Raw genomic sequence first — 12041 nt, 5'->3', positions numbered from 1 at the left:
AAAATTAATGGCGATAGCATGGAACCTATTTTATCTAATGGAGATTTTATTATTGTGGATAGAAGCAAAAATTCACTTGGGGCTATTTCAAATGCAGATATTGTTATTTTTAGAAAAAATGATGATTTATTTTGTAAAAAAATTAAAAAAGAACCTTTTGAAGATTATATTTTTTTAGTTTCTGAAAATAAAAAATACGAGGATAAAAAAGTAGATAATAGCGAATTTGAACAATGCGAGATCTTAGGTGCTGTAGTATCAAAAATGGCGATTGAAACCTTTAAAAATTTTATAGAAGTGGTGGGATGAGAGTAAAATTAAATATTTTTGAGATATCTAATATTATAAGGGTTACTGATTATGGAGCTAGTTGTCCTTTAGAAGTAAGTATTAAGGATAATTCTAAATTTATATTAAAAACTAAATATAACAGTGTTTGCGGAACTGGAAAAAGCTTATTTGCTGAACTTTTTTCTTATTTATATTTGCAAGAATTAAATTTTAAAGATATCCCCGGCATAGCTTTATTAAATATAGATGATGATTTTATAAAATTAGCAGATAATAAATTAAAAAATGGAACTCAAAGAGACAAAGAAGCATTAGAAAATATCAAAAATTCAAAAGGTTTAAATTTAGGAATTTCATATATATTTAATGCAAGTAAAATTTATCCAAAAGAATTAACAAATAAATTTAAAAATTATACTTGCTTGTATGATGGAATTTTAATGAATAGTGATAGAGAATTTAAAAATCCAAATATTTTAATCAATGATTTAAAAAAGATTTTTTTGATTGATTTTGGTTTAGCTTTTGATATATTAAAGGCATTAAATATTATTTTAGATGATGAGATTAACTCTAATCAGTATTTTGATAAAAATACTTTCGATAAAAATTATTTATTACTTGACCACTTAAAACATATCAAAATAAATAAAAAGAAATTAAATTGTCAAGAAATTTTAGATATAATAAACGCTATACCATTAGAGTGGCTAAGCTTGACTTCAGCACAAAAACAAGCTTTAAGCAATATGATATATAAAAGACAAGGACAAAAAGCGGTATATAGTTATGAAAATGTTTAAATATAAAATGATAAAATATTTTCCTTACTCAGCCAGTGAAGAATTTATAAATATAGGTTTTTGGCTTTGGGATGAGAATGGAAATAAAATACAACATTATATTAGCCATACACATTTAAAAATATTATCTAAATGTCATTTTCTAAATACCAATTTTATTAAAAATAGTATTGAAAGATTAAAATTAGAAACAAATGAAAAATATTGGTATGGTAATCATTTTAGATTTAGCGAATTTGATACTATATTGCATGATACTTTAGAAAGTGCAAAAAATTTTTTATATTATGAAAAAATAGGAGAAAAATTTAAAAATTTTGGATCAAAAGAAAGAAATATAAGATACGAGGAAATAAAAAATAATGCTATTAATTTAATAGATACTGATTTTAAAAATGATTTAGAACTAATATCTGAGCGTGGAGAATATAACTTTCATATTATAAATAAGCATTCTAAAAACGAAATATTTTCAAGACTTGGAAATATAGCAAACATAGATGATATAAAAGAAGCTTTTGCAAAAACTTTAGAATATGATATGCTTTTATATTTCTTACAATGTGAAGAATTTACGCTTAGTAAAAAAACTCAAAAAGGTAGGGAAAATTTAGAAAAAGTGCATTTTTATTTTAAACCTTTTTATGATGAAGAAAACCAAAGCAGAACTTTAAAAGAAATGATTAAAGCAACAAGTTAAACAAAATGAAAAACTCATACTTTTACCGTTGCTAGCAACTCTAGCTTTTGCTGATTACACACAATATAAACCGAGTGAAGATTTTGCAAAGTATTTTACTAAACAAAACTGCTCTCAAGTTTTAGATAAGTTTTATTATCTAAATTGTTATGATTATAATTATAAAGGCACTAAAGCTGTAGCTTATAAATTAGAAGCGGAAAATTTAAAAGGCGAACAAATTAAAAAACGCCCACGATTTGAAGATGATACAAATATCCCTAAAAAATATCGCACCACTTGGAGTGATTATAAAAATAGTGGTTATGATAGAGGACACACTCTTTCTAATGCCTCAATGAGAAAAACAACTCAAGCTCAAAGAAGCACATTCTTAATGAGTAATATTACTCCACAAAATCCACAAATCAATCAAAGGGTTTGGAACAAGATTGAAAAAAGAGAAAGACAAGTAGCTTCAAAGCTTGGAAGTTTAGAAGTTTTAAATTTGGTTAATTATGATAATAATCCATAAAGAATAAGAAATCAAATTGCCATTCCAAGCTCTTACACTAAGATTTTAAAAGGCAAGAATTTTAAAGAATGTTATCAAGTGCCAAACCATGAAGTGGATGACGAGGGTGTAAAAAATTATAAGGTTAATTGTGATATTTTAACCGGAAGTTGACAATCTTAAACGATTTTTTAGTTTAAGTATATTATGCTTTTATAAATTTTAGAAAGGAGTATAAGATGAAAAAAATAGAAAATATAATTATTTATATCATAAATTACTTTCAAACGAACTATGCTCCAGCTGATCTTGGAAAAGTAAAATTAAATAAAATTTTATGGTTTGCAGACAGAGCCTTTATGTATAAAAATTACGCATCTCTAACTCAAACATCTTATATAAAAAATCCACAAGGACCGGTAGTTAAAAAATTAGAAAACATTTTAACTAGTTTAGAAAAAAATGAGTTTATCAAAAGCATAAAAGTAAATAAAGGCGAATATCAACAACAATCTTTCTTGTGTTTAAAAGAGCCTAATTTAGATGATTTTACTGCAAAAGAAATAAGTATTTTAGACGAAACTATCAATAAATTCGCCTTAAAAACAGCAAAAGAGCTTTCAGAAATGTCTCATGATGAATGCTGGGAAAAAACAAAAAACGGCGATACTATGCCTATTGAAAGCGTATTTTTACAAGATATTATACCAGCTACGAAAGAAGATATAAATGGCTTGCATTGAAAATGCTTATGATTTATGTAAGCATTTTAATATAAGTGAAGATTGTGAAATAAAAATTCACAATTTTTTTAATACTCATAAGGATAATTTTTTAAAACCCTGTACTGGTATTTTTTACGGGATAAAACAACAAAATAAAATAATATTAGAACGTGAAAACGAATATCCTCCAGGGATTTTTTGTGTAAAGACGAATTATTTGAAAATTGTTTATAAAAAAGAAAATCTTGAAATAATTAATATAGACTGGATAAATTCATAAATCTTAACCTCTCAATACCCCATCAACCTTTTATATCCATCGCAACCAAGTTGATAACCACCATCACAAGCTAAACCATAATATTTTTTTGCTTGTTTAAAATTTATCCTTACACCTTTTCCATTCTCATAAAGCCCACCAACAACTCCACAACTCACGCTATCTTTGTATTTATCACATAAAAGTTTTGCTTTAAAAAATGATTCTTGAAATCTATTATTTTGTATTAAATCAACCAAGCTTGCTTTACAAGCACAAGGCATATCTATTTTATCAGATTGTAATTTTCCATCATTGTATAAAGGACAAAGTTTTATTTTTTTAAAAGTTAAATTATTTGTTTCTGCTAAAAATTCTAAAAGCTTAAGATTATCTATAGCGTCTTTATTTTTAGCTCTTTTTAATCCAAAATCTAAAAGCTCACGAATTAATTCACTGAGCTTGCTACTCATCACAACAGCTACTTCTTTATCATTTTTATTATCTTCATCCATTAAAATAGTCTGTGTAAATATTAATGCTAAAATAACATCAGGCAAGCTTTTCAACGTATCCCATCTTTGATTTGATACAAAATTTTTATAAATATACAAACAAGCACTTTTATTTATTTTTGTAACTTTTTTATTATTTTGAATTTTGCATTCTAAAAATGCTTTATCTAATAATTTATTATTTTCAGTATTATCATCAAAATTAGATAAGTATTTGTTTAAGTATTCAAATTCTTTAAAATCTATCATTTTGCATACATCAGTCCCAAAGGCGTAAATATATATAAATAAAGCTAGTATTATTCTCAAATTTTAATCCTTCCAATTTTCTAAAAATGTTTTTAAGGATTTTTTTGGTTTTTCATCTTCAACTTCAACATCTATAATATCTTCTTCTTGATATGGCTTAGGATTGTATTTTCTAAATACAAAAAAAGGATTTTTTTCATTTGCAAAAATATACTGAAAAATCCACAATGCTAAAAATATAGGGATTCCAAAAAAAGCTCCAATAATTGTCAAATCAGCAACTAAACAAGCTATATGCAAAACTTTTAAAAGTCTTATTACAGAGCTATTGCTTACGGGATAATTAACTTCAATTCCTTTAAATGTCAATCTTAATAACACAGTCAAAGCAAATACATAAGCATATATTCCCACAGCAATACCTATCATTACTAAAATCACATCAATACCGTATAAATTTAAGCTTCTTAAAAATGAAATTAATAAAATTTTAGTTATTACTGTTATTACTATTATAGCAATAGCAGAATCAAAAATAAAGTTTTTACATTTATCATTTCCGTAATAAATTTTTTTAATTGTATAAAATATTGCATAAATAAAAATAAAGCAAAATGCCCAAGTAAAAATTACATCTATAAAAAGTATAGTTTCTTTATATGATGAATTAAAATATCCATCGCTATAATATATTAAAAGATAATTGACACATCCAATACACAGTATCGCTAAAAAAAATTTTATAATTGAATTCATAATCCTAGCTTTCATTATTATTTTTGTTTTTATTTATTCTTAAAAATTATATCACAAATATTTTTTAAAAAAGTTTCTAATTAATATACTAAATTAAATTTTAATTAAGTTTCTTTATTATATACTTTTATCAACAAAACAAAAAGGAGAAAAAATGTTAGAGATTAAATTAGATTTAAGACCTGATTTAAAAAAAATGCTAGAAATAGCTTTTGAAAGAAATTATTCAAAAAGTTACGCTTCTTTGGAAGAGTTTTTAGCTGATGTTCTTGATAATGCAGTTAAAAACATAGTCACCAAAGAAGCGTTTGAAAACAAAGGATTTGTTATTTCTCTAAAAGATTAGGAGTTTCATTTAAAACTTGAAAATCTTTGTCATTTAGTCTTTTTTCAAGGGTTGCGACTTTACTTTCTAGTTCGCTAACTCTTAAAAGAAGATTATTAAGTTGAGCTTTTAAGCTTTGTATTTCGTCCATTACATCACCTTCCTAGAGTGAAAGTGATTATAACTAAAAAAGGATAAAAAATGAGTTTTACAGATTTTTATTTTGATAGAGAAGAAAAAAGAATTTATAACCAAACAAAAGAATTAATTACAAATGAGTTTGAAAGAAAAGAGAATTTAGAAAATATATTTGCAAACTTGCAAGATTTTAAAAACTCTTTAGAAATAAGCTTAGAAGATGATGAAGAAATATCTATATCTTTACAAGCTTATGGAGATGAATTTATGAGAAATGCTTATGAACTTTTAGAGAGAGTTAGAAAATTCGAAAAACACTGCAAAAAGCTTTTTTAAAAGTTTAACAAGTCCTTTAAAAAAGGGCTTTCTTAAGCTTTTGACCGCTTGAAAATTAAGCTTTACTATCGCGTTGATAGTTCTGTATAGCGGAAGGGTTAGCAAGTTATCCATAAACTTGGCTCGTTATTATTGTTTATAGTGCTATTTTTAAGGTTTTCTTGCACTTTAAAAACGACAGAAAATCAAGAGTTTAAGAAAAAGAAAGTATAATCATAAAGTTTAAGTTGCTAACTTGTCTCGGTGTTGAGAAAGGAGGCTCTAAAATGTGGGATAAAATCTTAACAATTTTAATCTTAATCTTAGAGCTAATTAGAGAGCTTATAAAACTCTAATATTTTTTAACACAGACAAATTCTAACCAAATCCGCTTAGCATAAACTTAAACGATTATACAATGCCGAGACTTGCGGATTTACTCGGCTTTATCAAAAATAAAAATAAATTTGATAAAATAACATTGTTTAAGTGGCTAATTTCTCTTGGTGGGAAAGGAGCTATTTTTAATGATAGAAAAGATTTTAAATATTATTTTCTTGCTATTAAAAATAGTAAAAGAGCTGATTGAAATAATCAACCAGCAATAACCTTAACACTAAAATTATAGAATAGCCTTGCTTAGCCTATACTTAAACAATACTCACGCCAAGAGAGCAAGGCTCTTGGCTTTTCTTAAGCTCCTTTAATGCTTAAATGGGGCAACTTTACTACTTGAGAATTTGCCTTTTTGTTTTATTTCCTATTCTAAAGAACTCAGTTGTCCCTTTTAAGCATTAATCTAAAAGGAGAAAAAATGAAAGCTTATCACACAAAAGAACAAGTCATTATAAAACTAAGTAAAGATGAATATAGAAAAGAAATGAAGCTAAACAAGTCTTTAAAAGATGAAAATAAATCTTTAAAAACTGAAATTTCTAATCTTGAAAATGAAAAAATAGAACTTTTAAAAGAGTTAAAAGATCAAATAGAAGCAAATATGAAAAATATAAAAGAAATTAGCTCTTTGCAAAATAAAATTTATGAGCTTCTTTATGCAAAAGAAAGGTCGAAACTATGTTCTTAAATAGTAAAAAAAATGAAAAAATAAGATATTTAGAAAAAGAAATTCAAAGGTTAAAAGGTGTAATAGCATTAAAAGATACTGCTATAAATGAAATTTCATTGAAGCTAGAAGAAGAAATTAAAATCAATGTAAAACTTAGTAATTTTCGTATAAAAATACTTGATGCTTTAGGGCTTATAGGCGTTTTTAAAAATGATGATAAAGCTATTAAAGAAGTAAAAAGATTAAAGGAGAAGGAATGCAAATAACATCCAAAAAACAAGAAAAAATAGTTTTAGGACTATTATTAAAAAATGGAACTGTATATAATTTTTATTGTATTGATAAAAGAATCACTACAAGACTTGGTGCTTATATTTATAATCTTAGAATCAAAGGTTATAAAATAGAAACAGTTAGAAACAAAGAAACGAGAAATACTTTTTATATTTTAAAAAGCACTCCAAAAATAAAAAAGGCAGGATAAAATGAATTGCAGAATAATTGACTTAGAACAAGGTAGCCATGAATGGTTAAATTTTAGAAAAGGAAAAATAGGTGCATCGATGGTAGCATCTTGCGTAGGTATCAAAGGTGCTTTTAATTCCAAAGAAGAAGCAAAAGATATCATCTTGGGACTTAAAGAAGTTTATCAAAATGAAGCTATGAAAAAAGGCAATAACTATGAAGCTTTGATTAGAGCTAGAGTTGAGTTTTTACATTCTGTGAGTATCACTCCTATAGTTTTACAAAGTTTAGAAAATGAAATGTTTATAGCAAGTTTAGATGGAATGGATGAAAACGGAGTTATTTATGAGTTTAAATACTCGCAAGATGAATACGATTTTGTCAAAAAAAATAAAAAACCAAGTGATAAATACTACGCCCAAGTGCAATTTGGGCTCTATATCAGTGGTAAAGAAAAATGCATTTTTGTAGCCATGAATAAAGAAGAAGAGATTGTAGAGTGCGAAGTTTTAAAAGATGAAGCTTATCAAAAATGGTTAGTTAAAAATATAAAGCAATTTATATTAGATTATATCATAGATCAAAAAAGTGAATATAAAGAGCTTGAAGATACTAAAGCAAAAAATCTAACGATTGAAATCATAAGGCTTGAAAACACGATTAAACCTATTAAAGAAAAGCTAGAAAGTCTTAAAAAAGAACTCATAGCCTTAGCAAATGGAGAAAAAGCAAGATGTTTGGATATTACAATTTATCCGCAAAGTAGAACTACAATTGATTATAAGGGCTTTTTAGAGCAAAAAAATATTACTGTGCCTAAAGAGTTTTATAAAGAAAGTATTTCAATGTGTTTAAAAATCAAAAAAGGAGCATAAAAATAAAGCACTTTTTGATAAAATTATAAAAACAAAGGAAAGGTTAAAATGTTAAATTTAAAAAGTTTAGAAATCACCTGCAAACAATGTAAAACTAAAATCACTTTAGATATAGGTAAAACTGTCATTGTATGCCCACTTTGCAATAATGCTTTTTATAATTCTTATGATGAAGCTCCACTTTCTAAACTAGGAAATATATTGCAAAGCTTAAAAGAGCATAAAAAAGCAGAGTTTAGATTTATTACAGATGAAAAGGAATAAAATGGAGAAAGAAAACATTGTTAAGGAGGTTTGCAAAGAGTTAAACATCACGCAAAAGGAGTTAAGCGAGATTTTGGGGGTGCCACAAACGACTATATCAGGTTGGGCTACTACAAAAATTCCAAAAATGGCAGAACTTGCTTTAAATCTTTTGATTGAAAATAAGACTTTAAAGGAAAAATTAGAGATTTTTAAAAAAGCCCATAAAATAGCAAGTGAGTTATAAGGTATAGACAATTTGTCCATACCTTTAAATACTAATTTTAGAATTTATTTAAATTATTTTACTAAAATTAGTTTTATTTACTTGACTATTTTCTAAAAATAGTATATAATTCTTGTATAATTACTAAAATTAGTAATTTATGTTCTTTGAATTAGGGTTGTTTAAGATTTTTGTGTTAGAATTTAGCTATGTTGGAATTAATTAAAAATATAGGACTTGGCTTATTTGTTAATGGGAGTTTCGCATTAATGAATTTTGACTTTAAACCGCAAAGCTTTATCATAACTGCTTTTAGCGTTGGGATTATGGCTATATGTATTCTTATGCAAAGGAGGCAAAAAGATGAATGAGATAGGTTTAAACATTATCGCAGGAGTAAGCATTATACTCTTTGCTTATACTTGCTATCTATTTTATAAGCAAAATAAGTCTCTAAAAGACAAAACGAAAGAGAGTAAACACTAAAATCAAAACAACCCTTTCAAAGCATAAAATGAAAGGGTTAATATGCTATCACAAATACAAAATAATACCTCGATACAAGTTGCTTCATTTTATGAAGTTACCAAAAATTCAATCGCAAAACATTTTCTAAGAAACACTGATGAGCTCATAGAAAATATACACTATTTCTACGATTATGAGCAAACCAAAGGCGGAAGACAAAGAGTAATCAAATGGACCTTAGAAGGTGTTTATATGCTAGGCTTCTTTATTAAAAGCCCTAAAGCTAAAGAATACCGCAAAAAAGTAGCTAAGCTTTTAAGAGAGCAAACACAGGCTAGATTTAAAACCCTAAGCGATGAAAATCTAAGGCTTAATTCTTTAAATCATCATCAAAAAATAGGTTACAAGTCTCAACTTAAACAACAAAAGGAGAAATATGAAAATAAAATCAAAGCTCTTCAATACGACTTAGAAAAGAAAAACGAGTTAAGCTTTAAAAGAAAGCTTAGCAAGGAAGAATTACTAGAGCTTAGAAAAATACTAGCTAAGGATTATAATATGCTTTGCTTTAAAGAATGGGAATTTGAATTTTTAGCTGAAAAAATAGCATTAGAAAGTACAAGAATAACAACTTGGGATGCTGTTGTTAAGAAGCTAAAACAAACTCTTGATTATTGGCAAAATTATGAAGAATACGAAGAAAAATGGAAAAAAATATTAAGGAGATGAAAAATGAGTAATGAAGTTGTATTAAAAGAAGAAAATAAATTAGAAATAAATTTTAATCCTTATGAGTTGGCTTTGGTAAAAGGTGATTTATCAAAGCTTAGTGATGTAGAACGAGCGAGTTATGTTAAAAATCTTTGTGAAAGTTTAGGCTTAAACATGCTTACAAAGCCTTTTGAATACATAGTATTAAATAGCAAACTTACTTTATACGCAAACAAATCAGCAACAGATCAACTAAGACAAATAAGAAAAGTAAGTATTACAAAAACAGAAGTGGCACAAGTTGGCGATATCTATATGGTTACAGCCTACGCAGCAACACCAGATGGAAGAACTGATTGCGATACAGGTGCTTTAAATATTAAAAATTTAGGTGGCGATAATTTAGCGAACGCAATAATGAAAGCTATCACAAAAGCAAAAAGGCGTGTAACCTTAAGTATTTGCGGACTTGGAATGCTTGATGAGAGTGAATTAGAAACGATAAAAGAAAAGCGATTTTTAAATCCAAATGAAGATTTAAAAGTTTGGGGTAGTGATGAAAAAGCTATAGAAAATAAAGCAAAAGAGATAAAAGCTTTAGGTGCACAACTTAGAAAATTTATGAGTGATAATGGTTTAAACACCCAAGAGCAAAACAATTTTATAAAAAAACATTCTTTATTTACAAGTGAAAAAATACAAGAAGTTCTAAGTAATAAAGATGAATTTTTAACACAATTAAAAGGAGAATTATAATGTTACCAGCATTTAAGGCAAGTTTTGAAGTGGCAAATTATGCCCCAAGCGTAGAGTATTTAAATGAAGGTGGGCTTTATAGCGGAGTTTTCCGCAAAGCCTTTTTATATGAAAAGATAGCAAGCGATGGAAGCAATAATACTTTTATTTGTTTTGAATTTTTAACCAGAAAAGAGCAAAAACTAGCTATTTTTAATCTTTTTGTAGCTAAAAATAACGATTTTAGCTATATCAATAAAAATGGAGAAAAAGAAAATTATTTAGGATTTAGACAATTAAACGCTATTATGAAATTCTTTGGAATTGATGAACTTGATTTTAGCGAAAAGGGAAATGAGAATGTTTTTGGAGTGCAGACTGAAGTTATTTATCTAAATTCTTTAGTTAATAAACTTTTAGTTTTAGGTTTTGGAACAGAAGAATATTTAAGTAAAAATGGAGAGCTTGCTAACAAAATCTTTCTTGATAAAATTTTTAATGAAAAAATGCAAAACATGGATGAGTTTCAAAATAATAAAGAGCCTTTATCTATAAAATCTTTTAAAGCAAGGCATAAATCTTTAAATAACGACAATAACAAATCATTTATTCCAAAAGAAAATCAAAGCTATAATCCTTATGGAAATGAAGTAAAAAATCTTAACAATGAAAAATATATCGAAATAGGAGATGATGATGAAATTTTGCCGTTCTAATTATCTTGAAATTGTAAAAATCATACCATTTAGCGAGAGGAGAAGTTGTTTTTGTCATTTTTTAAGAAGCAATGGGTTTGCAATTGAAAAAATAAATGGGAAAAACCATATAAGAAAAGAAGATCTTGAAAAAGCTTTTCTAATTTATAAAAGTAAGCCTCATAGGAAAAACTTTTTTAATGAAAAAAAGCTTATTGTTAAAGCTTTTGAAGATGTTGAAAAATTTTTAAGGAGTTAGAATGAAACCAAATTTATATAACGACCATTTTCAAAATTTTAAAAGATATAATATACCAAAAGCACAGCTTGTAATAGCTGATATTCCTTATAATTTAGGCAACAATGCTTATGCTTCATCTCCTGAATGGTATATAAATGGGGATAATAAAAATGGAGAAAGCAAAAAAGCAAACAAGGCATTTTTTGACACAGATAATGATTTTAGAGTTAGCGAATTTATGCACTTTTGCTCTAAAATGCTTATAAAAGAACCTAAAGAATGCGGTAAAAGTCCTTGCATGATTGTTTTTTGCTCTTTTGAACAACAAACAATGTTAATTGAAGTAGCTAAAAAATATGGCTTTAATCATTATATAAATTTGGTTTTTAGAAAACAAAGCTCATCTCAAGTTTTAAAAGCAAATATGAAAATAGTTGGAAATTGTGAATATGCTTTAATCTTATATCGTGAAAAACTTCCAAAATTTAACAATGATGGAAAGATGATTTATAACTGCATGGATTGGCAAAAAGATGAAGGTATTCCTAAAGTACATCCCACACAAAAGCCTATAAAACTTTTAGAAAGATTAATTAGTATTTTTACAGATGTAAATGATGTAGTAATTGATCCATGTGCTGGAAGTGGTAGCACACTTTTAGCAGCTACAAATTTAAACCGCAAAGCTTATGGCTTTGAGATTAAAAAAGACTTTTTTAAAAGTGCTAATGAAATTATGTTTAAACA

23 protein-coding genes and 1 pseudogene are annotated in these 12041 nt (G+C 26.6%); 21 read left to right on the top strand and 3 right to left on the bottom strand.

Annotated features, from left to right (window positions below; translation table 11 throughout):
* The 6 genes and pseudogenes from AJ939_RS06020 to AJ939_RS05995 all read left to right on the top strand — a co-directional run.
* On the top strand, positions 1-309 hold a 309-nt coding region (locus AJ939_RS06020), incomplete at its 5' end, for a helix-turn-helix transcriptional regulator (RefSeq protein ID WP_148118606.1).
* A complete protein-coding gene (locus tag AJ939_RS06015) occupies positions 306-1094 on the top strand; it encodes a HipA family kinase (RefSeq protein WP_070276083.1) in 789 nt (262 codons plus the stop codon). The genes AJ939_RS06020 and AJ939_RS06015, both read left to right, overlap by 4 nt.
* Positions 1087-1794, top strand: coding sequence for a DUF3037 domain-containing protein (locus tag AJ939_RS06010; RefSeq protein ID WP_186820435.1), 708 nt, complete (start codon positions 1087-1089; stop codon positions 1792-1794). Before AJ939_RS06015 ends, AJ939_RS06010 begins: the two co-directional genes overlap by 8 nt.
* Positions 1795-1810: 16 nt before the next feature.
* Positions 1811-2461: pseudogene (locus AJ939_RS06005) on the top strand (DNA/RNA non-specific endonuclease).
* A gap of 65 nt (positions 2462-2526) precedes the next feature.
* Positions 2527-3030, top strand: coding sequence for a Panacea domain-containing protein (locus AJ939_RS06000; RefSeq protein WP_002840261.1), 504 nt, complete (start codon positions 2527-2529; stop codon positions 3028-3030).
* The gene (locus AJ939_RS05995; RefSeq protein WP_002840259.1) at positions 3017-3292 is read left to right on the top strand and encodes a hypothetical protein; all 276 of its coding nucleotides are present in this window, start codon (positions 3017-3019) and stop codon (positions 3290-3292) included. The genes AJ939_RS06000 and AJ939_RS05995 overlap by 14 nt, the downstream gene beginning before the upstream one ends.
* A gap of 11 nt (positions 3293-3303) precedes the next feature.
* Here AJ939_RS05995 and AJ939_RS10915 read toward each other — a convergent pair whose 3' ends face one another.
* Both AJ939_RS10915 and AJ939_RS11160 read right to left on the bottom strand, forming a co-directional pair.
* Complete coding sequence (locus AJ939_RS10915) at positions 3304-4095, bottom strand: SEL1-like repeat protein (RefSeq protein WP_070276343.1); 792 nt, start codon at positions 4093-4095, stop codon at positions 3304-3306.
* A 3-nt stretch (positions 4096-4098) separates the two neighbouring features.
* Positions 4099-4791, bottom strand: coding sequence for a hypothetical protein (locus tag AJ939_RS11160; RefSeq protein ID WP_250540858.1), 693 nt, complete (start codon positions 4789-4791; stop codon positions 4099-4101).
* A gap of 154 nt (positions 4792-4945) precedes the next feature.
* On the opposite strand from AJ939_RS11160, the gene AJ939_RS05980 reads away from it, so the two are divergent.
* Positions 4946-5137, top strand: coding sequence for a hypothetical protein (locus AJ939_RS05980; protein WP_070276341.1), 192 nt, complete (start codon positions 4946-4948; stop codon positions 5135-5137).
* On the opposite strand, the gene AJ939_RS10910 is transcribed toward AJ939_RS05980, so the two are convergent.
* The gene (locus AJ939_RS10910) at positions 5118-5267 is read right to left on the bottom strand and encodes a hypothetical protein (RefSeq protein WP_002810114.1); all 150 of its coding nucleotides are present in this window, start codon (positions 5265-5267) and stop codon (positions 5118-5120) included. The two genes, AJ939_RS05980 and AJ939_RS10910, sit on opposite strands and share 20 nt — an antisense overlap.
* Positions 5268-5317: 50 nt before the next feature.
* On the opposite strand from AJ939_RS10910, the gene AJ939_RS05975 reads away from it, so the two are divergent.
* The 14 genes from AJ939_RS05975 to AJ939_RS05920 form a co-directional block, all read left to right on the top strand.
* Positions 5318-5590 (top strand): hypothetical protein, encoded by a 273-nt coding sequence (locus tag AJ939_RS05975; RefSeq protein WP_070276339.1) that lies wholly within the window; start codon positions 5318-5320, stop codon positions 5588-5590.
* Positions 5591-6383: 793 nt separating this feature from the next.
* Positions 6384-6653 carry a hypothetical protein gene (locus AJ939_RS05970; RefSeq protein WP_002783984.1) on the top strand — a complete coding sequence of 90 codons (270 nt, stop codon included), beginning with the start codon at positions 6384-6386 and terminating at the stop codon, positions 6651-6653.
* Positions 6644-6901, top strand: coding sequence for a hypothetical protein (locus tag AJ939_RS05965; RefSeq protein WP_052796436.1), 258 nt, complete (start codon positions 6644-6646; stop codon positions 6899-6901). Before AJ939_RS05970 ends, AJ939_RS05965 begins: the two co-directional genes overlap by 10 nt.
* A complete protein-coding gene (locus AJ939_RS05960) occupies positions 6892-7119 on the top strand; it encodes a helix-turn-helix domain-containing protein (protein ID WP_070276337.1) in 228 nt (75 codons plus the stop codon). The genes AJ939_RS05965 and AJ939_RS05960 overlap by 10 nt, the downstream gene beginning before the upstream one ends.
* A 1-nt stretch (position 7120) precedes the next feature.
* Positions 7121-7975 carry a lambda-exonuclease family protein gene (locus AJ939_RS05955; protein WP_070276335.1) on the top strand — a complete coding sequence of 285 codons (855 nt, stop codon included), beginning with the start codon at positions 7121-7123 and terminating at the stop codon, positions 7973-7975.
* A gap of 48 nt (positions 7976-8023) precedes the next feature.
* The gene (locus tag AJ939_RS05950; RefSeq protein ID WP_002783970.1) at positions 8024-8239 is read left to right on the top strand and encodes a hypothetical protein; all 216 of its coding nucleotides are present in this window, start codon (positions 8024-8026) and stop codon (positions 8237-8239) included.
* A 1-nt stretch (position 8240) separates the two neighbouring features.
* The gene (locus tag AJ939_RS05945) at positions 8241-8465 is read left to right on the top strand and encodes a helix-turn-helix domain-containing protein (RefSeq protein WP_052795878.1); all 225 of its coding nucleotides are present in this window, start codon (positions 8241-8243) and stop codon (positions 8463-8465) included.
* A gap of 188 nt (positions 8466-8653) precedes the next feature.
* On the top strand, positions 8654-8815 hold the full coding sequence (locus tag AJ939_RS10905; RefSeq protein WP_002783965.1) for a hypothetical protein: 162 nt from the start codon (positions 8654-8656) through the stop codon (positions 8813-8815).
* Positions 8808-8930: a hypothetical protein gene (locus AJ939_RS11155; protein WP_261666734.1), complete on the top strand. Its 123-nt coding sequence runs from the start codon at positions 8808-8810 to the stop codon at positions 8928-8930. The genes AJ939_RS10905 and AJ939_RS11155 overlap by 8 nt, the downstream gene beginning before the upstream one ends.
* Before the next feature lie 42 nt (positions 8931-8972).
* Positions 8973-9641: an antirepressor gene (locus AJ939_RS05940; RefSeq protein WP_070276333.1), complete on the top strand. Its 669-nt coding sequence runs from the start codon at positions 8973-8975 to the stop codon at positions 9639-9641.
* A 3-nt stretch (positions 9642-9644) separates the two neighbouring features.
* A complete protein-coding gene (locus tag AJ939_RS05935; RefSeq protein WP_070276331.1) occupies positions 9645-10379 on the top strand; it encodes a hypothetical protein in 735 nt (244 codons plus the stop codon).
* Positions 10379-11074 carry a hypothetical protein gene (locus AJ939_RS05930; protein ID WP_070276329.1) on the top strand — a complete coding sequence of 232 codons (696 nt, stop codon included), beginning with the start codon at positions 10379-10381 and terminating at the stop codon, positions 11072-11074. The genes AJ939_RS05935 and AJ939_RS05930 overlap by 1 nt, the downstream gene beginning before the upstream one ends.
* Complete coding sequence (locus AJ939_RS11150) at positions 11055-11312, top strand: hypothetical protein (protein WP_070276327.1); 258 nt, start codon at positions 11055-11057, stop codon at positions 11310-11312. Before AJ939_RS05930 ends, AJ939_RS11150 begins: the two co-directional genes overlap by 20 nt.
* Before the next feature lies 1 nt (position 11313).
* On the top strand, positions 11314-12041 hold a 728-nt coding region (locus AJ939_RS05920; protein WP_070283397.1), incomplete at its 3' end, for a DNA-methyltransferase.

It is taken from the genome of Campylobacter sp. BCW_6889 (assembly GCF_001762535.1).
Lineage (GTDB): Bacteria > Campylobacterota > Campylobacteria > Campylobacterales > Campylobacteraceae > Campylobacter_D > Campylobacter_D jejuni.
The sequence above is the reverse complement of the archived record's forward strand: the minus strand, read 5'-3'. Positions and strand labels throughout refer to the sequence as shown.